This is a genomic window from Sphingobium sp. RS1 (assembly GCF_056156825.1).
Genome location: NZ_JBLZXE010000002.1, coordinates 2,416,787 through 2,440,394, shown reverse-complemented (window position 1 = coordinate 2,440,394; position 23,608 = coordinate 2,416,787). Strand labels below are relative to the sequence as shown.

The 23,608-nt window shown below is 63.7% G+C and carries 19 protein-coding genes and 1 tRNA gene; 7 read left to right on the top strand and 13 right to left on the bottom strand.

Annotated elements, in window-relative coordinates:
• Positions 1-95 precede the first annotated feature (95 nt).
• A complete protein-coding gene (locus ACNHGR_RS13590) occupies positions 96-1,943 on the top strand; it encodes an ABCB family ABC transporter ATP-binding protein/permease (protein ID WP_475286755.1) in 1,848 nt (615 codons plus the stop codon).
• Positions 1,944-1,973: 30 nt separating this feature from the next.
• Here the strand turns inward: ACNHGR_RS13590 and ACNHGR_RS13585 are convergent, their stop codons facing one another.
• The 3 genes from ACNHGR_RS13585 to ACNHGR_RS13575 form a co-directional block, all read right to left on the bottom strand.
• Positions 1,974-2,600 (bottom strand): hypothetical protein, encoded by a 627-nt coding sequence (locus ACNHGR_RS13585; protein ID WP_475286753.1) that lies wholly within the window; start codon positions 2,598-2,600, stop codon positions 1,974-1,976.
• 62 nt (positions 2,601-2,662) lie between these two features.
• The gene (locus ACNHGR_RS13580) at positions 2,663-3,064 is read right to left on the bottom strand and encodes an acyl-CoA thioesterase (protein ID WP_184268389.1); all 402 of its coding nucleotides are present in this window, start codon (positions 3,062-3,064) and stop codon (positions 2,663-2,665) included.
• Entirely contained in the window at positions 3,064-5,124 is a 2,061-nt protein-coding gene (locus ACNHGR_RS13575; RefSeq protein WP_475286751.1) for a S9 family peptidase, read from the bottom strand. Before ACNHGR_RS13575 ends, ACNHGR_RS13580 begins: the two co-directional genes overlap by 1 nt.
• A 110-nt stretch (positions 5,125-5,234) precedes the next feature.
• Here ACNHGR_RS13575 and ACNHGR_RS13570 point away from each other — a divergent pair, with 110 nt between their 5' ends.
• Positions 5,235-7,016: an aminopeptidase P family protein gene (locus ACNHGR_RS13570; RefSeq protein WP_475286749.1), complete on the top strand. Its 1,782-nt coding sequence runs from the start codon at positions 5,235-5,237 to the stop codon at positions 7,014-7,016.
• 98 nt (positions 7,017-7,114) lie between these two features.
• Here ACNHGR_RS13570 and ACNHGR_RS13565 read toward each other — a convergent pair whose 3' ends face one another.
• Complete coding sequence (locus ACNHGR_RS13565) at positions 7,115-7,243, bottom strand: hypothetical protein (RefSeq protein WP_475288496.1); 129 nt, start codon at positions 7,241-7,243, stop codon at positions 7,115-7,117.
• Positions 7,244-7,359: 116 nt separating this feature from the next.
• Here ACNHGR_RS13565 and ACNHGR_RS13560 point away from each other — a divergent pair.
• Positions 7,360-7,434, top strand: a tRNA-Thr gene (locus ACNHGR_RS13560).
• A 22-nt stretch (positions 7,435-7,456) separates the two neighbouring features.
• Here ACNHGR_RS13560 and ACNHGR_RS13555 read toward each other — a convergent pair.
• From ACNHGR_RS13555 to ACNHGR_RS13540, 4 genes are all read right to left on the bottom strand, one after another.
• Positions 7,457-7,714 (bottom strand): DUF1294 domain-containing protein, encoded by a 258-nt coding sequence (locus ACNHGR_RS13555; RefSeq protein ID WP_184268384.1) that lies wholly within the window; start codon positions 7,712-7,714, stop codon positions 7,457-7,459.
• A 25-nt stretch (positions 7,715-7,739) separates the two neighbouring features.
• Positions 7,740-9,755 (bottom strand): TonB-dependent receptor plug domain-containing protein, encoded by a 2,016-nt coding sequence (locus ACNHGR_RS13550; RefSeq protein ID WP_475286747.1) that lies wholly within the window; start codon positions 9,753-9,755, stop codon positions 7,740-7,742.
• A gap of 120 nt (positions 9,756-9,875) precedes the next feature.
• Positions 9,876-11,273 carry a porin gene (locus ACNHGR_RS13545; protein ID WP_475286745.1) on the bottom strand — a complete coding sequence of 466 codons (1,398 nt, stop codon included), beginning with the start codon at positions 11,271-11,273 and terminating at the stop codon, positions 9,876-9,878.
• A 112-nt stretch (positions 11,274-11,385) separates the two neighbouring features.
• Positions 11,386-12,342, bottom strand: coding sequence for a PQQ-dependent catabolism-associated beta-propeller protein (locus tag ACNHGR_RS13540; RefSeq protein ID WP_184268378.1), 957 nt, complete (start codon positions 12,340-12,342; stop codon positions 11,386-11,388).
• Between the two features lie 149 nt (positions 12,343-12,491).
• Between ACNHGR_RS13540 and pedF the strand changes: the two genes are divergently transcribed.
• The 4 genes from pedF to ACNHGR_RS13520 all read left to right on the top strand — a co-directional run bounded on the left by pedF (position 12,492) and on the right by ACNHGR_RS13520 (position 16,417).
• Positions 12,492-12,917, top strand: coding sequence for a cytochrome c-550 PedF (pedF, locus tag ACNHGR_RS13535; protein WP_184268376.1), 426 nt, complete (start codon positions 12,492-12,494; stop codon positions 12,915-12,917).
• Between the two features lie 5 nt (positions 12,918-12,922).
• Positions 12,923-13,786, top strand: coding sequence for a substrate-binding periplasmic protein (locus tag ACNHGR_RS13530; RefSeq protein WP_475286742.1), 864 nt, complete (start codon positions 12,923-12,925; stop codon positions 13,784-13,786).
• 97 nt (positions 13,787-13,883) lie between these two features.
• Positions 13,884-15,623, top strand: a complete 1,740-nt coding sequence (locus ACNHGR_RS13525; RefSeq protein ID WP_475286740.1) for a methanol/ethanol family PQQ-dependent dehydrogenase — start codon at positions 13,884-13,886, stop codon at positions 15,621-15,623.
• Between the two features lie 11 nt (positions 15,624-15,634).
• On the top strand, positions 15,635-16,417 hold the full coding sequence (locus ACNHGR_RS13520; RefSeq protein WP_184268370.1) for a response regulator transcription factor: 783 nt from the start codon (positions 15,635-15,637) through the stop codon (positions 16,415-16,417).
• Between the two features lie 57 nt (positions 16,418-16,474).
• Here the strand turns inward: ACNHGR_RS13520 and ACNHGR_RS13515 are convergent, their stop codons facing one another.
• The 5 genes from ACNHGR_RS13515 to adh all read right to left on the bottom strand — a co-directional run bounded on the left by ACNHGR_RS13515 (position 16,475) and on the right by adh (position 23,603).
• Entirely contained in the window at positions 16,475-18,058 is a 1,584-nt protein-coding gene (locus ACNHGR_RS13515; protein ID WP_184268368.1) for a Na+/H+ antiporter, read from the bottom strand.
• Between the two features lie 69 nt (positions 18,059-18,127).
• The gene (locus ACNHGR_RS13510; RefSeq protein ID WP_475286737.1) at positions 18,128-20,341 is read right to left on the bottom strand and encodes a hybrid sensor histidine kinase/response regulator; all 2,214 of its coding nucleotides are present in this window, start codon (positions 20,339-20,341) and stop codon (positions 18,128-18,130) included.
• On the bottom strand, positions 20,338-21,480 hold the full coding sequence (locus ACNHGR_RS13505) for an FIST N-terminal domain-containing protein (RefSeq protein ID WP_475286735.1): 1,143 nt from the start codon (positions 21,478-21,480) through the stop codon (positions 20,338-20,340). Before ACNHGR_RS13505 ends, ACNHGR_RS13510 begins: the two co-directional genes overlap by 4 nt.
• A gap of 82 nt (positions 21,481-21,562) precedes the next feature.
• A complete protein-coding gene (locus ACNHGR_RS13500) occupies positions 21,563-21,967 on the bottom strand; it encodes a DUF779 domain-containing protein (RefSeq protein WP_475286733.1) in 405 nt (134 codons plus the stop codon).
• A gap of 115 nt (positions 21,968-22,082) precedes the next feature.
• The gene (gene adh, locus ACNHGR_RS13495; protein WP_184268360.1) at positions 22,083-23,603 is read right to left on the bottom strand and encodes an aldehyde dehydrogenase; all 1,521 of its coding nucleotides are present in this window, start codon (positions 23,601-23,603) and stop codon (positions 22,083-22,085) included.
• Positions 23,604-23,608: the final 5 nt, after the last annotated feature.

The window sequence follows — 23,608 nt, the reverse complement described above, 5'->3', positions numbered from 1 at the left end:
CGCAGCAGGCAAGGCGCGATACCACATGTCTCTTTGGTGTCTACAAGATGGCCAATTGACTGGATCGCCGCGTCACAGTGCCTACATAGGGGCCGATGCCACCCATCACGCCCGATTCTACGCCGATCCCGCCCGTTTGGGCGACATTGCGGCGCTTCCTGCCCTATCTCTGGCCCGCCGATTCGGCCGCGTTGCGCCGCCGGGTCGCCATCGCCATGGTGCTGGTGCTGCTGGCAAAGATCGTCAGTCTTGCCATGCCCTTCGCCTACAAGGGGGCGATCGACCGGATGGCGCCGGGGATGGAGCCGGCCGTCGGCCTCGCCATGGCGCTGGTCGCTACCTATGCCGGGGCACGCTTCGGCAGCGTGCTGTTCGACAATCTGCGCAATGCGGTGTTCGAGAAGGTAGGGCAGGAAGCTGGCCGGCGTCTGGCCGACGATGTCTTCGTTCATCTTCACCGCCTGTCGCTGCGCTTCCATCTCGATCGCCGCACCGGTGCCGTCACCAAGATCGTGGAACGCGGCACCAAGAGCATCGACACGATGCTCTATTTCCTGCTGTTCAACATCGCGCCGACGGTGCTGGAACTGGTGGCGGTCTGCGCCATCTTCCTCGTCAAGTTCGGCCCTGGCCTGGTCGTCGCCACGCTCGCCATGGTGGCGCTCTATATCTGGTTCACCCGCACCGTTACCGAATGGCGCAACCAGCTGCGCCGCGACATGGTCGACATGGACACCAATGCCGTCGCCCATGCGGTCGACAGCCTGCTCAATTTCGAAACGGTCAAATATTTCGGCGCCGAACAGCGGGAAGCGACCCGCTACGGCAGTGCGATGCGCCGCTATGCCAGGGCAGCGGTCAAGAGCGAGAACAGCCTCGCCTGGCTCAATATCGGCCAGTCGCTCATCACCAACCTGATGATGGCCGGGGCTATGGCCTATACCGTTTGGGGCTGGAGCCGGGGGCAGTTCAGCACCGGCGACGTGGTGCTGGTGAACACGCTCCTGTCGCAGCTGTTCCGCCCGCTCGACCTGCTCGGTATGGTCTATCGCACCATCCGCCAGGGGCTGATCGACATGGAGGCGATGTACCAGCTGATCGACACGCCGCAGGAAATTGCCGATGCGCCCGGCGCCCCTGCACTACAGGCGGGTGGCGGTGAAGTGCGCTTCGACCATGTCCGCTTCGGCTATGATCCGGCCCGCGAAATCCTGCATGATGTCAGCTTCACCGTGCCCGCGGGACGGACGCTGGCGATCGTCGGCCCGTCGGGCGCGGGCAAATCCACCATCGCCCGCATCCTCTTCCGCTTCTACGATATCCAGTCGGGGCAGGTATCGATCGACGGGCAGGATATATCCGGCGTGACGCAGGCATCGCTGCGCGCCGCGATCGGCATCGTGCCGCAGGACATGGTCCTCTTCAACGACACGGTCGGCTATAATATCGGCTATGGCCGGGAAGGCGCCAGCCAGATGGAGATAGAGGCGGCTGCGAAGGCCGCGTCGATCCATGACTTCATCATGAGCCTGCCGCAAGGCTATGCCACTCGCGTCGGCGAGCGCGGCCTCAAACTGTCGGGCGGTGAAAAGCAGCGCGTGGCGATCGCCCGTACCTTGCTGAAAGACCCGCCGGTTCTGGTGCTGGATGAGGCGACCAGTGCGCTCGACAGCCGCACGGAAACGGAAATCCAAACCGTCCTGCGCGATATCAGCCGCAAGCGCACCACGCTCGTCGTCGCCCATCGCCTCTCGACCGTGGTCGATGCGGACGAGATCATCGTACTGGACAAGGGCGTGATCGTGGAGCGCGGCCGCCATGCCGACCTGGTCCGCGCCGATGGCCTCTATGCGGTCATGTGGGCACGGCAGGCGGCGGAACGGGACGGGCGGCCGGGCGAACCCGGCGTCGAGGATATGTTTACGGTGGTGACGCCCTCCTGATCGCCCGGCGATCGAGGAGGGCGTGACGCCTCAATTTTGCGTGGTGACCGTGGTGGTGGTCCGTTCCGCCGCAGCGGTACGTGCCGGCGCGGTAGTCGTGGTCTTGCGCACGATCCGCTTGGCGGAACTGCTGCGCGTGGTCGGTGCGGCCTTCACCGTTTCGGTGGTCACGGTGGTGGTCGCCGGCTTGGACGCGGCCCAGGCGGCGGCATTGCGCGCGGCTTGGGCATCGGCGGCCGCCGACGCGGCCGCCTGTTCGGCGGCATCGGCGCGGGCGTTGGCGGCGCTGGCCTCGGCCTGCGCATCCACGGTCGCCTGCGCCTGCACCTGCGCATCCATGTTGGCCTGCTGCTGGTTCTCGCCGATCATCGTGTCGGCATATTGTTGCGCCTCAACGGCGGACTTGATCGCGGCCTGCTCCTTGCCGCTCTTGTAGCTTTCCTGCGCCAGTCGCAGCGACGCCTGCGCCTTGGCCAGCAATTCCGGCGTGGTGGGATTGGTCGCCGGCAGGCGCTGCGCGGCATTGATCTTGCCCTGTGCCTGCGCGATCGCGGCAAGTGCCCGCTCCTCATCACCGGCAAAAGCCGGCGTAGCCGTCAGGACAAGGGCGGATGCGGCAAGAAGACCGCGCATGGTGGACCCGAAATGATTATGCATTTTATTCTCCTGTCATTGTTCATGACGGCCGGAGAAACGTACTGATCTTCCAGGTTGTTCCTTTATCTGAGGTTCAGGAAAGGTGCTGCGACTTCGGCCGGGACGCGCATTAACCGGCCGGATTCCTTGTCTATCATCGCCCAGGTTGATCGCGCCGCGACCTTCACCTTGCCGTCGGGCCCGGTGAATTCGATCAGCCGGTCGAAACGCGCGCCGCGTGGCGGATCGGGAATCCAGGTCCGCGCCGTAACCGTCTCGCCGTCGGTCACATTGCCGCGATAGTCGATCTCGTGCCGGGTCACGACCCAGATATAGGCATCGACATGGGCGGGCAGGGCATGGGTCGTCCAATGTTCGACCGACACCTGCTCCATCCACTGGACCCAGACCGCATTGTTCACATGGCCCAGCACGTCGATATGCTCAGGCCGGGCGGTGATCTGCTTGGTGAAACTGGACGCCATCAGCCCTCCACACCCAATTGCCACAGGATGAAGGCGAATTCTTCCGCCGTTTCATGCAGGCTTTCGAACCGTCCCGACTTGCCGCCATGGCCCGCGCCCATATTGGTCTTGAGCAGCAGGATATTGCTGTCGGTCTTGGTCGCGCGCAGCTTCGCCACCCATTTGGCCGGCTCCCAATATGTCACGCGCGGATCGTTGAGACCCGCCGTCACCATCAGCGGCGGATAATCCTGCGCGCGGACATGGGTATAAGGATCATAGCTCTGGATCGTGCGGAACGCGGCCTCATCCTCGATCGGATTGCCCCATTCGGGCCATTCGCCCGGCGTCAGCGGCAAAGTCTCGTCCAGCATGGTATTGAGCACGTCGACAAAGGGAACATGCGCCACCACCGCGCCCCACAGGTCGGGGTCGGAGTTGATGACCGCACCCATCAGTTCGCCGCCAGCCGATCCGCCTGAAATGCTGATCCTGCCCCTGCTGCTATAGCCAAGATCGATCAGCCCCTTCGCCACATCAACGAAATCGGTGAAGGTGTTGACCCGCTTGTCCAGCTTGCCATCCAGATACCATTGCTGGCCCAGGTCATCGCCGCCGCGAATATGGGCGATGGCGAAGGCGAAGCCGCGATCCAGCAGCGACAGGCGGCTGGTCGAGAAGCCCGGCTCCATCGCCAGACCATAGGCGCCATAGCCATAAAGGTGCAGCGGTGCGCTGCCGTCGCGCGGGAAATTCTTGGGGTAGACGATCGATACCGGAATCTGCGTGCCATCGCGCGCCGCAATCATCAGCCGCTCGGCGGCATAGCCCGTTGCGTCATAGCCTGACGGGATTTCCTGAACCTTGAGCACCTCCAGTTCACCGGTCGCCAGATGATAGTCGTAGATGGTGTCGGGCGTGACCATCGATTCATAACCGATGCGCAGCTTCGTCACGTCATATTCGGGGTTGTCGTCGAGGCTCGCTGAGTAGCTGGCTTCCGGGAAGGCGATGCGCTTGGGGCTATGCGTGGCGTAATCACGCAGTTCGATCTGGTCGAGGCCGTCCTGCCGACCTTCCGTGACGTAGAAGCCCTTGAACAATGTGAAGTCGGTCAGGTAGAAATGCGCGTCGGCCGCGATCACCTCGACCCACTGGTCGGGCGCGTCTAGAGTCGCCTTCACCAGTCGGAAATTGGGGTGGGTGTCGTTGGTCTTGATGTAGAGCGTACCGTCATGCTCGTCGACATCATATTCGCGGCCAGGCTTGCGCGCAGCCACCAGCAACGGGTCGGCGGTGGGATTGTCGGCCGGGATCAGCCAGGCTTCGCTGGTCACATGGTCGCCGGTCGCGATAACGATCCATTTTTCCGAGGAGGTCAGGCCGATCGAGACGCGAAAGCCCTCATCATCCTCATGGAACAGCTCGATATCGCTGTCGACGCTCTGGCCCAGCCAGTGCAACCGCGCATTGTCGGTGCGCCAATTGTCGTTGGCGAGGCCGTACAGCAATCCTTTTGAATCGCTTGTCCATACTAACGAAGACAAGGTGTCGGGAATGACTTCGGGCAATATCTCGCCGGAAAACAGATCCTTGATCCGCGCCTCGAACCGTTCTGAGCCATTGGTGTCGATCGCATAGGCGAGGTAGCGGCCATCGGGGCTGACCGACATGGCGCCCAGACGGAAATAGTCATGGCCTTCCGCCAGCGCGGGTTCGTCCAGGATCAACTGGTCGTCACCGCCTGCCACGGGCTTGCGATACCATTTGCGATATTGCGCACCCGTTTCGAACGCGCGCCAGTAGATATAGTCGCCATCCTTCTGCGGGACCGACTGGTCATCCTCCTTGATGCGGCCCTTCATCTCCTGGAACAGCGTGTCGAGCAGCGGCTTGTGCGGCGCCATTGCGCCCTCGAACCAGCCATTCTCGGCCGCCAGATAGGCGAGCACATCCTTGTCCTTGACGTCGGGATAGCCCGGATCGCGCAGCCATGCATAGGGATCGTCCACTATGATCCCGTGATGCGTGAAGCTGTGGGGCCGACGTTGGGCGACAGGCGGCTGCATTTGATCGGTCATTAACTATCCATGGTCCAGACGGGGGCTGCGCTGGCATAAGCCGGCGCGCCCCTCTATGTTGTCGGCATTGTCGCCGGTGCAAGAGGCCGGAATGATCCAAGGGAAGTGTGATGTCCAGTTATGAAGATCGCCTGAAGGCCCTGCGCGCGCAACTGGTGCGCCAGAAGCTCGACGGTTTCGTGGTCCCCCTGACCGACGAGCATATGAGCGAATATGTTGGCGCCTATGCGCAGCGGCTCGCCTGGCTGACGGGATTCCAGGGATCGGCGGGCAGCGCCGTGGTCCTGCCGGAGGAAGCCGCCATCTTCGTCGATGGCCGCTATACGCTTCAGGTTCGCGAGCAGGTGGATGGCGCGCACTGGCAATATCAAAGCGTGCCGCAAACCTCGATCGCGGCCTGGCTGAAGGATCATGCCGGGCAGGGCGCGCGCATCGGCTATGACTCTTGGCTCCACACCCGCGCCTGGGTGCAGCAGGCGACGCAGGCATTGGCCGAAAAGGGCGCTGAACTGGTTGCCGTCGACACCAACCCTGTTGACGCCGTATGGCCCGATCGCCCCCTACCCAGCGACGCCAAGCTGGTGGTGCATGAAGATCGTTTCGCCGGCCAGTCCGCCGCCGAAAAGCGCGCTGCCATGGCCGACTGGCTGACGGAGAAAAAGGCCGATGCCGTCGTCCTCTCAGCCCTCGATTCAATCGCCTGGACCTTCAACATCCGTGGCAAGGATGTGGAGCGCACGCCGGTCGCGCTCGCTTATGCCATCGTTCATGCCGATGCGACCGCCGACCTCTACGTCGCCCCGGAAAAGATGGACGAGGCCGTTGCCAAGCATCTGGGCAATGCGGTGCGCATTCACGATCGCGCGGCTTTTGCCGATGCGCTGGCTGATCTTGATGGCAAGACCGTCGTTGCTGATCCCGAACGGGCGGTCGCGGCGATCTTCAATGGCCTTGATGCCGGCGGCGCGACGGTCCTTTCGCTGCGCGATCCCGCCGTCCTACCCAAGGCGATCAAGAACGATATCGAAGTCGCCGGCCACAAGGCTGCGCAAGCCCGCGACGGCGCCGCGCTCAGCCGCTTCCTCCACTGGATCGCGGTTGAAGCGCCCAAGGGCGACCTGACCGAACTTTCCGCGTCGGACCGGCTGGAGGCGTTCCGCAAGGATACCGGCCTGCTTGAAGACCTGTCCTTCGACACGATTAGCGGTGCGGGTCCAAATGGCGCGGTCGTCCATTATCGCGTCGAGGAAAAGACGAATCGCCCGATCGAGCTGAACAGCCTCTATCTGGTCGATTCAGGCGGCCAGTATCGCGATGGGACCACGGACGTGACCCGTACCCTCGCCATCGGCACGCCGACCGAAGAGATGCGCCACCGCTTCACGCTGGTGCTGAAGGGCCATATCGCGCTCGCCCGCGCTGTCTTCCCCAAGGGCACGCGCGGCGGTCAGCTTGACGCGCTCGCTCGCCAATATCTCTGGGCGGAAGGGCTGGATTATGCCCATGGTACCGGCCACGGTGTCGGCAGCTTCCTGTCGGTGCATGAAGGGCCGCAGCGGATCGCGACTTTTGGTGGTGGCGACGAGCCGCTGGCGGCAGGGATGATCCTCTCGAACGAGCCGGGTTATTACAAGACCGGCGAATATGGCATCCGCATCGAAAATCTGGTGCTGGTCGAGGAACGCGACGTTCCAGGCGCGGAAAAGCCGATGCTGGGCTTCGAGACGTTGACCTTCGCGCCGATCGATCGGTCGCTCATCGCGACCGAGATTCTGAGCGATGCGGAACGCGCCTGGCTCGACGCTTATCACGCCGCCGTGCTGGACTTGGTCGGTCCGCAAATGGAGGGCGATGCGCTCGCCTGGCTCAAGGCGGCTTGCGCGTCGCTTTAAAGCCTGATCCGATTGGATAGAATCGGATCAGGCTTCAGGAGTCTTTTGTTTTTCGCATTTTGCGAGCCGTCAGCTGCGCCAGCTCACTTCAAAACACTCTAGTCGCCGGACGTATCAACGGGAGGGCGCGGCGAGGCGCCCTCCCGCGCTTGCGCCTTGCGCCTGCGCAGATTGTCGCGCAGCGCCTGCGCCAACCGTGCCTTTTTCTCGTCCTGCGTTTCAGCCATGCGATGCGCATAAGCAAAATGCATGATCGACCGCAACCCGCCTTGACATGCGCCGCGAGGGCGGCCATAGGCCCGGCCTCCGCAGCGCAGTTAGCGCTGAGGAGATGAAATAGAGTGCTGCCGTAGCTCAGTGGTAGAGCGCATCCTTGGTAAGGCTGAGGTCGGGAGTTCAATCCTCCCCGGCAGCACCATTTCTTCCATATCCATTTGAAATCAGATCATCGCCCATGCGGCGATCGCCGTCATCTGCGCGACCGCGATAGACCAGAGCAGCGCCGAGAAGGGTTGTTTGCGCGTCTTGTGACGAAAGACATGGCGGCCCAGAAACGCCCCCGCCGTTCCGCCTGCCAGCGCCCAGAGCAGCAGGCTGCGTTCGGACAAGCGGCGCAGACCCATCCGGGCGCGCCGCTTGTCCATGCCGAACAGGGTGAAGGCGATCAGATTGACCAGCAGCAGGGCTGCTACGGCCATCGGAATCAGGATCGCCCGAATCGCGTCAGCCCCCGAAGCTGACCCCGATCCACAGGGTGCGCGGCGTGCCGAGATCCATCGATCCGCCTGCATTGCGGGTGACGATCGTTTCGTCGAACAGATTTTCGCCACGGGCGACAAGGCTGACGCCATGGCCGACCGGCAGGCGGGCGATGGCGTCCAGCGTCAGCGCATCGGGCAGGACGTCACTTTGCAGATCATCCTCATATTGCCGGCCGACATAGCGCAGCGTGGTCGATAGCGATGGCCCCTGCGCCGGGCTGTAGGCGATCGTCGCGCTGGCGGCGTGCCGGGGGCTCTGAGCCGGGCGGAAGCCGTCGAACGCTGCGCCGGGGGCATGTACGGTGCTGTGGCTATAGGCATAGGAGGCGGACAGGTTGAAATCGCCCAGCCTGGCGGCAGCGGTCAGTTCCACGCCCTTGGCCACGATCCGGTCGACATTCTGCCGCTGGCGCGTGTTGGTCGCGACTGTGACATTGGCGATGGCGTCGTCCAGCCGGTTGTAGAAGGCGGTCGCCGACAAGCTTATGCCTTCGGCCGGGGTCAGGTCGATGCCGGCTTCCGCACCCTTCAGCTTCTCCGGATTGAGCGCAGCGTTGGCCTGGGTCGTGATCGGAAAGACGACGAAGGGGCGGTATAGCTCGTTCAGCGTCGGCAGGCGGAAGCCGCTATAGGCCGATGCCCGCAGTGCGAAGGCGTCGCTCGCATGATAGAGCGCACCGATCCGGCCCGAAAATTCCCAGTCCGATCGGTCGGCATAGTCGCTGCCGGTGGCCGCGCCAGTCGTGGCGCTGACCTGATGATAGAAGCCGTTGCTGATCGACCAGCGATCGGCGCGTGCACCGCCCGTCAGCACCAGACGCCCAAGCGTCCAGTCGTCTTCGGCGAAGAAACCCGTGGTCCACTGGTCGCCGCCGGCATGGCGCAGGAAAGTGCGCGGATTGGTTGCCAGATTGGCGTTATAGGCATCCTCATACATGTCGCCGGTCGCGAATCGCGTATCGACGCCCAGTCGCAGCAGATGCGTTTCGCCCACCGGTGGCCGGATTTCGATCTTGCCGCCAATGCCGGTCGAGGGCGTGTTGCGCTGGTCGAGCGACTTGCGGAATGTGGAGGAGGACATGACGATGTTCGAGAAGTTGCGCGCCTGGATATAGGCCAGCGCATCGACCTGCCATGGCCCGCGATTGATGTAGCGGATGCTGGCGTCCTGCCCCTGGCTCATGCTGTCCGCGCCGGCGAAGCGCAGGGTGCGATTATCCTCAAACAGGGTCGCGCGGAATTGCAGTTCCGATGCCGCAGAGATCGGCGCCACGGCCCGCAAATTGGTCGACCAGCCGTCATAGGCGGCCGGCACGGTGGCGGCGACGCGCTGGTCCTTGGGGGTGGTCTGGAAACCATCACCCCGGTCCCAGCGACCCGACAGGGAGACAAAGCCGCCACCCAGATCCTGTGTCAGGCCGGCGGACAATTCGGTGGCGTCGCGGCTGCCATAAAAGGCACTGGCGGAAAAATCGGACAGTTGGTCGCGGATCGCGCTGGCCAGCTCGATGGTTCCGGCAACGGCCCCTGCGCCAAAGGCGCCGATGCCGCCGCCGCGCGTGACCCGCACCACGGACAATCTTTCGGGTGCCAGCGCGCTGAAGGGGATATAACCGAAGAAGGGATCGGCGACGGGCACACCGTCCAGCAGCACCAGCGTACGGCTGGACGCATTGCCGCCCAAGGCGCGCAATGTAGCGCCTTGGTTGGAAGGGTTGGAGGCGCGGCTGTCCGACCGGCGGAACTGCTGGAAACCGGCGACGTCTGCCAGCGCGCTTTCGATCCGGCCCGATGCGCTGTCCATCAACCGCTTGCGATCGATGACTACCGATCCATAGGCCGGCGTACCCGGTGGCAGGTCCAGCCCAGCGCCGGTGACGATGATCTGCGATGCCTCACCCGCTGCGTCATCGGGCGTTTGCGCCCATGTCGTCGTCGGCGCGGTCAGCAACAGGACAGGCAGGATGGTGTATTTCATAGCGATCCCCTCGACGCCCCTGTCCCTATTTTTCATGCCTTTTGCAAATGGAAAGGGGCCGCATCCCTTGTAGGATGCGGCCCCCGCCCCGTGACATTGTCCCTTGGGTCGGATGGTGCGTCAGAAGAAGAGAATGGCACCCGCAGCGATGGCGTCCGACGTGGCCTTGTTACCGTTATGCGCTTCCGACCTGGTGTTGATATATTCGCCCAGCAACGTCACCCAGCTGTTGAGGCCATAGCGAACCTGGCCCACCCAACTGCTGTTCTTGTCGACCAGCGTGGGGTTGGCCAGCGCGTCGGCGACGTTGGCATAGTCCAGATTGCTCTCGCCGTAGCTGCCGCCGACCGAGAATTTGCCGAATGTGGTCAGTCCCTGAAGGTAGAAGCCATGGCTGTCGCGCTTGTTGCCGAGGCCATCGGTGTCGAACAGGTTGAGCGCGGTCGTGCCCAGGCCCGATGCGTCATAATAGGTGCCTACCAGCGTGACCGGCCCGAATGTGACCTTGGCGCCCGCATCCCAGCCCCAGCCGGTATAGTCCGGTCCGGAGACGACATTATGCTTCTGAGAGATACCCGACGCCCACAGGCGGGTCGCGACATCGCCGAACTTGCCATCATAGACGAGCTTGGCCTGGAAGCCGGGCTGCTTGTTCGATTCGGCCGGGCCGGTAAGCGAGGAAAGCGGTTCGAAAATACCGACGCTGGCGGTGAAGCCGCTGAAGTTTGGCGTCGTATAGGTGATCTGTGGCTGGAAGTCGGTGTAGATATAGCCGGTGCCGATGCGGCCCAGCGTCGTGTTGGATGGCGCGACATTGCCCGCCGGCGTGCCCGATGAAAGCAGGGTGATGTCGTTGAGGATCGCTTCGGACCCGAACAGACCGATGTCGCGGCCGATCTTCACCTCGCCAAAGCCGGCGCGGCCGAAGGTCAGATAGGTCTGGCGGAAGTCGATGCCGGCGGTTTGTAGCGCACGGGGGTTGCCGCCGCTATTCGCGCCGCCGCCAACATAGCTGACCGAATTGATACCCGGATACATGCCGAAATGGGCGCCCACGTCCCAGCCGTCCAGGCTGGTCGATGCTTCCACCTTCAGGAAGCCGGGCAGCAGGCCGTTGCGGATGGCCGAGCTGTTGCCGCCCACCGTCGCAACCCCGCCCGTCACCGCCGTAGTGGCGCTCGGCGTATCGCCATTGTCATGAACATAGAAGCCGTTGACCGAGCCGGAGAATTTCAGCGTCACGTCACCGATCTGGAGGCCAACCCCGCTGTCGGTCATGCGGACATAGCCCGCGCCCCCCGACGCGTCGGGCGTTACCGCCGGTGCGGGCGCTGCTGCCGTCTGCGCGGCTTCGGTGGCCTGTCCCTTGACCAGTTCCTGATATTCGTCGTCGGTCAGGATGCCCTTTTCGTGCAGCCGCTTCAGCAGGTCCGCGGTGGTGCCTGCCATGGCCGGTGCTGCGGTGGCGGCGAGCATCAGCGCTCCAGCCGCGCTCATCAGGCGCAACGTCCCCTTCATATCATCCTCCCTGTATTCCCGCCGGCTTGTGTCCGGCTGGGGCGGAGAGTGGGGCGGAAGGGACGGAGGAGAAATTGGACTTAGGTTCTCATCCCTTGGGACAGGGCGCGAATCAGGGAGCGGCGACGATGCCCCACGGCGCTGCGCCGACTGCGATCGTCCCGGTGACTTCCGCCTTGGCCAGATCAATCACGGAGACATTGTCCGAAAGGCCATTGGCGGCATAGGCATGGGTACCGTCGGCGCTCACCGCGACATGCCAGACGCGCTTGCCCACGGGCACATAGGCCCGCACCTTGCGGGTCGCGACATCGACGATGGCGACATGATCAGCCCGGCCCAACGCGATCACCGCCGTCCTGCCATCTGGCGTGAAGCGGATGCCGCAGGGCAGGATGCGATGGTCGGGGATGCCGGGAATGGCGAAGTGCAGCGTCTCGCTCACTTGGCGGCTGGCGGTGTCGATGATCTGCACGGTACCGCCGACTTCCGCCGCGACCCACAATTGCTTCCCGTCCCCGGTAAACTCGACATGGCGTGGCCGCAGATCGACCGGCGTTTCGGCGACCATCGCCCTGCTCTTGAGGTCGATCCAGTTGACGACATTATCTTCCTCGGATGTGACGACGACCCATTGGCTGTCCGGACTTTGTGCCACGCCTTCCGGTTCGCCGCCGACATCGACCTGGAAAGCGACGCTCTTGCTGGCAAGATCAATCGCAGTCAGCGCGGCATCGTCCTCATTGGCGACGAACAGGCTCTTGCCGTCGCGCGACAGGAAGAATTGCTCAGGATCTTGGCCGGAGGGCAATTCAGCGATGACCTTGCCGGTTGCCCGCTCGATCACCTGCACCGCATGATCCAAGCTGGCGCAGATGTAGAGATATTGGCCGTCCTTCGACAGGGTGATGCCCCGCGGGCGCCCCCCGACGGCCCATGTCGCCGTGACGGTGCCGGATGCCGCGTCGATTACACTGACGCTATTGCCCCGTTCGTTGGAGACATAGAGGGTTTCGGCATGGGTCGCGGCAGGCAGCATCATCAGCCCGGCCATCAAGATGCGCTTCATTCGTCTCTCCTCTCCGTCCCTGATCTTGTTCCAACGATCTACCCAGAGGCCGTCAACTGCGGGATTATACCAATGGCCAATGGGGGCGCCGCCCACCCCGGCCTACACTCAGCCGCATCAGGGAAAACCGATCGGGTGAGGATGAAGTGATGAAAATGGGTAGGGTCGCATTGCTGGGTGCCATGGCTGTGCTGGGCATGACCGCAACGACATCATTGATGGCGCATGGTGACGTCACGCCGCAGGCGGTGGATACGTCGGCGCTGCCGGACATCGGCGAAGCCTGGCTTGAAAAGAATCCTTATAGCGGCAACGCAAAGGCGATAGAGATTGGCCAATCGGCCTACGGCCAGAATTGTGCGCGCTGTCATGGGCTGGATGCGGAGAGCGGCGGTATCGCGCCGGACCTGCGCTATCTGGAACAGGGCGACTCGGGCGACCAGTGGTTTGTCGAACGCTTCCGCCATGGTTCCAGCCATGACGGCAAGGTCTATATGCCACCCTTTGGCGACGTGCTGGGCCAGAAGGCCGGCTGGGCGATTCGCGCCTGGCTCGAAACCAAGTTCCAGGGGTAAGGCCCATGCTTTCGCGGCGGGGGCTGATCGGCGGGGCGGGGGCAGCGCTGGCATTCGGGCTGATGTCTGGCGGCCTCAGCGCAGCCCCGCTTGCCAAGGTCAAGGCGCTCGGCACCATCCGGGTGGTCGTCTATCAGAATAACCGCCCATGGTCCTGGGAAGAAGGCGGCAAGCTGGTTGGCCTCGATGCCGATCTGGCGCAGGCGATCGCGAGCAAGCTGGGCGTGCGCGCAGACGTGGCGCAGCTGGTCGCGGACGAAAGCGCCGACGATGATCTGCGCAACGGCGTTTGGAAAGGCGGGCTGCTGGGCTTCACGCCGGGCGATCTGATGCTGCATGTCCCGTTCGATCGCGGCTTCGCTGCGCGCAACGATCAGGTCGCGATCATCGCGCCTTATTATCGCGAAAGCTTTGGTCTGGCCGGTGGCGGCGGCATGGCGGTCGAGGCCATGCCGACCGAATGGAAGGGCCGCAGGCTGGCGGTAGAACTGGACAGCATCCCCGACTTCTACCTGATCGGTAGTTTCGGTGGCGTGCTGGCCAAGGATGTCACCCACTATCCGACCGGATCAGACGCGATGGTTGCGCTGACAGATGGACGAGCCGACGCGGTGCTGGCGAGCCGCGCGCAGATCGAGGAAGGGCTGCGCCGGGCCGGCGATGCCGCCGCCGCAGTCCGGATGCGCAAGGGGCCGCTGCCGGCCTTTGCCTCGCCCGGTTGGGACATCGGCATGGCGGTCAAGGAAAACAGCCGCACGCTGGGCGATGCGGTAGAAGAGATCATCACTGCCATGGGGACCAGCGGCGAGATGAAGGCGCTGTTTGCCGGCTATGGCGTCACCTGGACCCCGGCCGTCGCAGCCGGGTGAAGGCCCGACCCAAGGTCCAATTGCCGCTTTGTCGGGGTGGCATAATTTGCACGTAAACGGGGGGCGTAGAGCGCCCGTTTTAATAGGGAGGATGGTTATGAAGGGACCGATGATGCGGGCGCTGTCGGGCGTTGCCGCACTGTCGCTGGCGGTTGCTGCGGCGCCGCTGCTGGCCAATGGGCCAACGGACGCGGATCTGATGAACGACGCGGCATCGACCGGCGACGTGCTGACCTACGGCATGGGACCGCAGGCGCATCGCTTCAGCGCGCTCAATGCGATCAATAGCGGCAACGTGTCCAAGCTGGTGCCCGCCTTCGCCGCTTCGCTGGGCGGGGAAAAGCAGCGCGGGCAGGAAGCCCAGCCGATCGTCTATGACGGCACCATCTATGTGACGGGCAGCTATTCGCGCGTCTTTGCATTCGATGCCCGCACCGGCGAGGAAAAATGGCAATATGACGCCCGCCTGCCCGACGGGATCATGCCTTGCTGCGACGTCGTCAATCGCGGTGCGGCCATCTATGGCGACAAGATCATCTTCGCGACGCTCGATGCGCGCCTGGTGGCCCTCAACCGTAACACCGGCAAGGTGATCTGGAACAAGCAGATCGCCGATTACAAGGAAGGCTATAGCGCCACCGCCGCGCCCCTGATCGTCAAGGGCATGGTCATCACCGGCAATTCGGGCGGCGAATTCGGCGTCGTCGGTGCCGTGGAAGCGCGGGACGTCAACACCGGTGAACTGGTCTGGCATCGCCCGGTGATCGAAGGCCATATGGGCACGCTCAAGGGCAAGGATAACGGCATCACCGGCAAGACCAATGCGACTTGGCCGGGCGACCTGTGGAAGAGCGGCGGCGGCGCGACCTGGCTCGGCGGCACTTATGACCCGGAAACCAACCTGCTCTTCTTCGGCACCGGCAATCCGGCACCCTGGAACAGCCATCTGCGTCCCGGCGACAATCTCTACACCAGCTCGACGCTGGCGATCGATCCGGACACCGGCGTCATCAAATGGCATTTCCAGACCACGCCGCATGATGGCTGGGATTTCGACGGGGTGAACGAATTCATTCCCTTCGATGCCACGATCAACGGCAAGCCGATGAAGCTCGGTGCGAAAGCCGACCGCAACGGCTATTTCTTCGTGCTCGACCGCACCAATGGCAAGTTCCTGGGCGCCCACAAGTTCGTTATGCAGACGACCTGGGCCAATGGCTTCAACAAGAATGGCAAGCCCAACTATATCCCCGAAGGCCGCCCGCCAGCCCCCGGTGAGGGCAAGGGCAAGCCGGTCTTCGCCTCGCCATCCTTCCTGGGCGGCAAGAACTGGATGCCCATGGCGTTCAGTCAGGATACCGGCCTGTTCTACATTCCGTCAAACGACTGGGGCATGGACATCTGGAACGAGCCGATCGCCTACAAGAAGGGGGCTGCCTATCTGGGCGCGGGCTTCACGATCAAGCCGATCGCCGAAGATCATATCGGCGCCCTGCGCGCGATGGACCCCAAGACCGGCAAGATCGTCTGGGAATATAAGAACAAGGCCCCGCTATGGGGCGGCGTTCTGAGCACCGGCGGCAATCTCGTCTTTACCGGCACGCCCGAAGGCTTCCTCAAGGCGTTCGATGCCAAGACCGGACAGGAATTGTGGAAGTTCCAGACCGGTTCCGGCGTGGTCGGATCGCCCGTCACCTGGGAACAGGATGGCGAACAATATGTGGCGGTGATGTCTGGCTGGGGCGGCGCTGTGCCGCTGTGGGGCGGTGAAGTCGCCAAGTCGTTCAAGGATATCAATCAGGGCGGCGCCCTTTGGGTGTTCAAGCTGCCGAAGTAAGGAACTAGGCAATGATCGTCATGGGACGTGGACATTATACGCAACCGGCCCCGGCATTCCCGCCCGGCGCGTTGCGGCTGGCCGCGTCCCATGGCTTGACCGATCATCATGGGCAGGGGCATGATATGGGGCACTATATGGGCGGGGAAGCGATCATGGAGCGGGTGCTGATCATCGACGATCATCCCCTGGTGCGCGACGGGTTGCGCAGCGTGATTGCCATCAGTTTCGACAATATCGAGATTTTCGAGGCGGCGAGCCTCGAAGAGGCGGTTTCGACCTTGGAAAAGCAGGATAATTTCGACCTGATCCTGCTCGATCTCAATATTCCCGACGTTCGCCGTCTCGATGGCCTTAAATTGCTGCGCGACCGGTTCCCGATCCTGCCGGTGGTAATGGTATCCGGCGCGTTCGACCGGGCCATCGTACAGGAGGCGCTGGCTGCCGGTGCGGCAGGGTTCATCCCTAAGTCGCTCAAGCGCAGCGCGATCGTGGAGGCATTGCATCGCGTGGTATCCGGCGAAATCTACCTGCCCGAAACCATGGGGGAGGGTGCGGCGCCTTCAGCCGAAGAGGATGACATCGCCCGGCGCATCGACAGCCTGACGCCGCAGCAGAAGACAGTGCTGGGTCATCTCGTCAATGGCCGGCTCAACAAGCAGATTGCCCATGACCTTGGCGTGTCGATGACCACGATCAAGGCGCATGTCTCGGCCATCCTGCAAAAGCTGGGCGTGCTCAGCCGCACCCAGGCGGTTATCAAGGCGAATCGGGTACATTTCGGCGCCGACTGACATCGACTGATGTGGCCATGCGCTGCCTGCCCCTCCGGCTGGCGGCGCATTTGCATTTCAGGCCTTGGCCGACAGTGCGCTCATTTCTTCTAGGTCGAGGTCGCGCTCCAGTTCCTGCAACACATGTTCGTCAATGTCGCCGATCCGGTGCAGGCGCAGCAGTTCGGCGCGGCCGGCGGCCACCGCCATCAGCACCAGATCGAAATGGGCGTGGAGGATATGGGCATGTTCCGCTTCCTGCCCGGCATAGCCGGCCGATAGGGTCGCATGGCGCTGATAGCGTTCCAGCAGGCGGGGATGTACCAGGACCCCGTCCGCATCATGGGCATGGACTTCCACCACGCGGAGCTGCGCCTGCGCCATGGCGGCTTCCGCCTCGCTCATGCTGAGGCGCGCCCGGTCGCTCGCCGGTTCCGCCAGCCGCATCAGGCGGATCACGGCGCCCAGCGTGGTGCCCTGGATCAGCACCGTGCCGATGATGACGGCGAAGGCCGCAACCAAGATGAAATCGCGGCCGGGAAAGCCCTCTGGCACACTCAGCGCCACCGCCAGCGTCACCACCCCGCGCATGCCGGCCCAGCCGAGCACGACGGCCGATCGTGGACCGATCGGCGTGTAGCGACGCACGCCCATGGCGCGCAGCAGGCGGATGACGCCATCCGACCCGAAGACCCAGGCAAAGCGGGCGAGAGTCAGCGCCAGCAGGATCGCCAGCACCGGGACGATCATTTGCGCCAATACCAGTTCGAATCCGCCGACCCGATCGATCACCCCGCGCAGCGAGGAGCCGATCAGCAGGAAGACGAAGGCCTCCATCAGGAAGATCATCACTGCCCAGAAGGCCGTGCCGTTCATCCGCACCGTCGCTGAAAACACGACATGCTGGTACCAGCCGCAGATAAGGCCAGTGGTCACGGTGGCAATCACGCCCGACACATGCACCGTTTCCGCCAGCAGATAGGAGGCCCAGGGCGCCAGCAGGGACGAGGCGATCATCAAATATTTGTCGTCCAGGCGCGGCGTCAGCCTGACCCAGGCAGCGCCGACTGCCGCACCGATCGCCGCGCCGCCGATCGCGAGCAGCAGGAAGCTTTCCACCGCTTCGACCAGGCTGAAGGCGCCGGTGACGCCGGCGGCGATGGCGAAGCGGAAAAGGACGAGGCCGCTGGCATCGTTGAACAGGCTTTCACCCTCCAGCAGGATGGAAAGGCGGCGGGGCAGGCGGACATGTTGCAGCACGGCGCGGGCGGAGACGGCATCGGGCGGCGAGACGATCGCGCCGAGCGCGGCGCAGGCGGCCCAGGGCAGGCCGGGCACCAGCATATGCGTAACCAGTGCGACGATCGCCGTGGTGAAGACCACCGCGCCCACCGCCAGCGCGATGATGCCGAGCATGTGGCGATGCAGGTGGCGCAGCGCGATGAACCAGGCGCCGTCCATCAGCAGCGGCGGCAGGAAGATCACCAGCACCAGTTCGGGGTCGAGCGACAACATCGGCAAGCCCGGCACGAACGCGAACAGCACGCCGCCGGACAGCAGCGCGACGGCAGGCGGCAGGCCAATTCTGTGCGCGGCATAATGGAGAAGGATGATCGCCAGCAGCATGGCGATCACCAGTTCGAACAATTGCATCGGATGCATGTGGCCCCCGGTCCTGGCTATCGTCTTCCAGTAGCGTCTGAACGAGACTGGTCCAAGGGATGCAGCGCCCTATTTGAGCATGGTGCGGAGCAATGCGCGCAATTGCGCCGGCTTGACGGGCTTGTTGAGCAGCGGGATGCCGTCGGCGTCCAGCCGCGCTTTCAATTCCTTGCCGCGATCGGCGGATATCATCACGGCAGGAACAGGCAGGGCGAAATGCACCCGCAACCGATCAAGCGCGGCATCGCCTGTTTCCCCATCATTGAGATGATAGTCGATCAGGATGATGTCTGGGATTTCGCCGGACGCGAACAACCCAGTCGCCTCGTCAAAGCCAGCGGCGGTCTGCACAGTGCAGCCCCAGCCGCTCAGCAGCGTCCGCATGCCGGTCTGGATGGCCCGTTCATTGTCGATAACCAACACATTGAGGCCGCGCATGGTCCGGTCGCGGCCCATGGTGGATGGTCCGTTGTCAGGGTCTGCGACCGGTTCGCCCACCGGCAGGTCGATTGCGAAGGTCGATCCGCGCCCCGGCACGGATTCCAGCGTCACCCGATGGCCCAGCATGTCGCTGGCCCGCTTGACGATGGCGAGGCCCAGCCCCTTGCCGCTGGTGCGGGTATCGAACCGGCGAAATTCGTCGAAGACCAATGCCTGTTTGTCGGCGGCAATGCCCGGACCGCTGTCGATCACGCTGACGCGGATCGTAGCGGCGCTGAGGGTGCAGGCCACGCGGACCGATCCCTGCTGGGTATAGCGCAGCGCGTTGGACAGGAAATTCTGGAGAATGCGGCGCACCAGCCGGATGTCGGAACGAACCCAGAGCGGTTCGCTTGTCATGTCCAGCGTCAGCCCGGCCGCGCGCGCCACCGGGGCGAACTCCACCCGTAACGTGCCAAGCAGCATGTCGAGGCGGAAGTCGCTGATTTCCGGCTGGATCGCGCCGGCATCGAGGCGGCTGATCTCCAGCAGCGCCTCCAGCAGATCCTCGACCGAATCGAGCGCGGTCGATGTCTGGTTGACGAGCGCGCGGGTGGGCAGCGCCAGCCGCCGGTCGCCCAGCGCCGCGACGAAGAGACGGGCGGCGTTCAACGGTTGCAGCAGGTCGTGGCTGGCGGCGGCAAGGAAGCTGGTCTTCGACAGGTTTGCCTTTTCCGCGGCCGTCTTGGCGTCGCGCAATTGCCCCTCGATCTCGCGCCGCTCGGCGACTTCGGCGCGCAGTTCGGCGGTGCGTTCGGTTACGCGCCGTTCCAGCGTTTCGGCAGTTTCCTGCAAACCAGCCTGCGCGCGCAGCATGTCGGTGACGTCGGTGAAGCCGATCACCTGCCCGCCGCGATCCAGCGCGGTGCTGCGCAGTTCGAAATGGCGGTCGCCGGCCGCGACAAGGGCATGGGCCGGTTCGCCGGGCTGATCGCCGCGCCAGTCGAGACAGCCCTGATCGGCCATGCCCAGATGGTCGCGGCACCAGGTGAGCAGCGCGGCGTGGCTGGCGCCGTCCTGCACCCAGTCGTCGGGCAGGCCCAGAAGATGCTGCAACGCTTCGTTCCATGCGGCGATGCGGCCCTGCGGGTCGAACAGGCACACGCCTTCTGACAGGTTGTCCAATGTCGATTGCAGCACCAGATTGCGCTCGGCCAGTTCCAGCGCGCGGTTGCGGGCATCCTCCGCCTTGACTTCGGTAATGTCGGTATAGATGCCGACGATCCCGCCTTCGCTGGTGCGCAATTCGTTGATCTGGACCCAGCGCCCGTCCGCGAGCGCCTGAACATGCCCGCCATCGGCGATGCTGTGGCGCGCCAGTCGGTCGGATACCCAGCGATCGGGGGCCACTACTGATCCAAGCGGCTGATGATAGGCCGCAGCCAGGCGGGCCACTTCCTCGAAGGACAGGCCTTCGCGAACATGGTCGGCGATTTCCGGCCAGAAGCCGAGATAGGCGTCATTATACAGGACCAGCCGATCCTCGGCGTCGAACAGGACGAAGCCTTCGTTGATCGAATCGATCGCGTCGCGCAGCCGCCCCTGCGCCGCATCGGCGGTGGCATGGGCCTGCGCCAGGTCTGCATTGGCAGTGGCCAGTCGGCCCAGCGCATCCTCCAACTCCATGGTCCGGTCGCGCACCATGGCTTCCAGCGTGATCGCGGTTTCGAACATCGAAAAGGCATTGCCGGCCATGTCGCTCGACCGTTCTACCCGGTCGATCAATGCCGCATTGATCTTGCGCAACTTGCGGTTCTCTTCACGCAAGCCATCCAGTTCGTCGTCGCGTTCGGCCACGCTCATCGTCCGATCGCAAGCCCGCTGAACGTCTGGTTGACGTGCAGCGCATGATATTGCTCGCCATAGGTGTTGAACCCGATCACGCGGTGGCGGCCGTACAGTTCGGACACGGCACGCGTGATTTGCCGCTGCTGCGCGTCGATGCGGTTAAGCACGCAATCGAAGGCGATGATCCGGTCGACCTGTCCAACATGGGCGCCGATATCGGCGAACATCGATTCCATGCCGGCGATGCGGTCGATCGGTTCGCCCACGGTCAGCACGATGCCTTCGTCGATGGCGCAATAGAAGGTCAGGCTGCCGTCCGCATTGGCGCTCTGGATCGAGCGGACATGATAGTCGCCGCCGGCCCGCACCATAGGGGGATGCGCGGCGTAGAAGGCCAGCCCCAGCTCCTCGCCGGCATGCCCTGCCAGCCGCAGATATTCCTGTGCCGCTGGTTCGGCATTGATTTCGGTCACGATCCGGTCCTGCGGGATGGCGCCGGTGACGACCATCTTCGCGGCGCCGGGGCGATAATGCTGCGCCTTGAACACATGGATTGGCCGCGGCGTGGACAGGATGGCGATCACGGCCGCGCGCGTGTGAAAGCGGCCGCCCTCGAAAATCGCCGTCTCGCGAAAGGCGAGGCCGTCGCCGGACGACCCGCCGATCAGCGGAATGTCGCCCAGCGCATCCTGCATCGTCATCGTCAGCAATTCCTCGCGGTGGGACAGGCCATCGACTAGGAAGAGCGCGACATGATTGACCTTGTCCCCCAGATGGCGGCTGTCGCGATCGGCGATGGCGGCGAGTGCACGAATTTCCTCCCGTGCGGCGACGGGGTCGAAGGCGTCGATATCGTCGAAGATATGGGATGTCAGGTGAAAGGCGTCGGCCGGAAAGCCGATGACGCTCAGGCTGTCCTCGTCATAGCCGGCCTCGGTCAGTTCGCCCGAACTGGTGCAGCCGATCGCGACGACCTGCTCGCTGTGGCGGTTGACCGCGCGGGCCAGGGCATCACGATCGAAGCGATGGGAGCAGAACAGCAGCGTGCCCGCCAGCGGGGTGTCCCCCAGCTGCCGGGCAACCTCCGCCATCGCTATGGCAGGATCATGCGAATGGCTTGATGCAAAGCCGATCTCCGACGCCAGCATGGTCATGCTTCTCTCCCCATCGCCTCCCCCTTTTCCGGGGGTTATGCACTGTCCTGCGCCCCATTGTCATCCGGGGAAATTGCGTCATCTACCCGACGAAGGCGTTCCCTCTGGGCGGATCGCCGGCCGCTTCCAGTCGGGCATTTTCGTCGTCGTCGAATATGCGGGACCGGACGATGAAACGCACGCCTTCCGGGCTTTCCAGCGACATGCCTGCGCCGCGCCCCGGCACGACGTCGATCGTCACCTGGGTATGGCGCCAATATTCGAATTGCGCCGCGCCGATCCAGACAGGGATGTCGCCCGCGACATGGCCCAACAGCACATCCTGTCCGCCGACCTTGAACTCACCGCGGGGGAAACACATCGGCGCGGAGCCATCGCAGCAGCCGCCCGACTGATGGAACATCAGCGGGCCGTGCTTGTCCGTCAGCCGTTGCATCAGTGCCTCGGCGTCTGCCGTCGCCAATATCCGTGGTGGAAGTGCCGTCATGTCTGACCTCCGGTCCCTCGAAACAACGGTGCGGCGGACACCGGGGAAAGGGTGTCCGCCGCCGTCGAAGGCGTGTTGGAGAGGGAGAACGCCTTCTGACGAACCGTTCGCCGCTTTAGAAGAAGCCCAATGCCTTGGGACTGTAGCTGACCAGCAGATTCTTGGTTTGCTGATAATGATCCAACATCATCTTGTGGGTTTCGCGGCCGATGCCCGACTGCTTGTAGCCGCCAAAGGCTGCGTGGGCCGGATAGGCATGGTAGCAGTTGGTCCAGACGCGACCCGCCTGGATGGCGCGGCCCATGCGATAGGCGCGGCTGCCGTCGCGGGTCCAGACGCCCGCGCCCAGGCCGTAGAGCGTGTCGTTGGCGATGGCGAGCGCTTCGGCTTCATCCTTGAAGGTCGTGACCGACAGGACCGGCCCGAAAATCTCCTCCTGGAAGATGCGCATCTTGTTGTGGCCCTTCAGCACGGTCGGGGTCACATAATAGCCGTCGGCCAGTTCGCCATCAAGCGATGCGCGCTCGCCGCCGGTCAGCAGCTCGGCGCCTTCATTGAGGCCGATCTCGATATAGGATAGGATCTTTTCGAGCTGGTCGTTCGAGGCCTGCGCACCGATCATGGTGCCGGGGTCGAGCGGGCTGCCCTGCTTGATCGCCTTCACCCGGGCGATGGCGCGTTCGATGAACTTTTCGTAGATGGATTCCTGAATGAGCGCGCGGCTGGGGCAGGTGCAGACTTCACCCTGATTGAGGGCGAACATCGCGAAGCCCTCCAGGCACTTGTCGAAATAATCATCGTCGGCGTCCATGACGTCTTCGAAGAAGATGTTGGGCGACTTGCCGCCCAGTTCCAGCGTGACCGGGATCAGATTTTCCGAGGCGTACTGCATGATGAGGCGGCCGGTGGTGGTTTCACCGGTGAAGGCGATCTTGCTGATGCGCTTGTTGGTGGCGAGCGGCTTGCCCGCTTCGACGCCGAAGCCGTTGACGACGTTGAGCACGCCAGGCGGCAGCAGGTCGCCGATGATTTCCATCAGCACCAGGATCGACATCGGCGTCTGTTCGGCAGGCTTGAGCACGATGCAGTTGCCCGCGGCCAGCGCGGGGGCGAGCTTCCAAACCGCCATCAACAGCGGGAAGTTCCAGGGGATGATCTGGCCGACGACGCCGAGGGGCTCGTGGAAGTGATAGGCGATCGTGTCATGGTCGATTTCCGCGATCGAGCCTTCCTGTGCACGCACGCAGCCGGCGAAATAGCGGAAATGGTCGATCGCGAGAGGGACGTCTGCATGCGTCGTTTCGCGGATCGGTTTGCCGTTGTCGATCGTCTCGGCCATCGCGATGAGGTCCAGATTGGCCTCCATCCGGTCGGCCATCTTGAGCAGGATATTGCTGCGCTCGGTCGGCGAGGTCTTGCCCCAGGCGTCCTTCGCCTTGTGCGCGGCGTCCAGCGCCAGTTCGATATCGCCGGCGGTGCCGCGCGCAATCTTGCCGACGACCTGACCGGTGACGGGCGAGATATTGTCGAAATATTCGCCCTGCACCGGGGCGACCCACTGGCCGCCGATATAATTTTCATATTGTTCGCGGATCAGCGTCTTCCCCGCGAAACGCTCCATCACCTGCTGCAACATGGCTC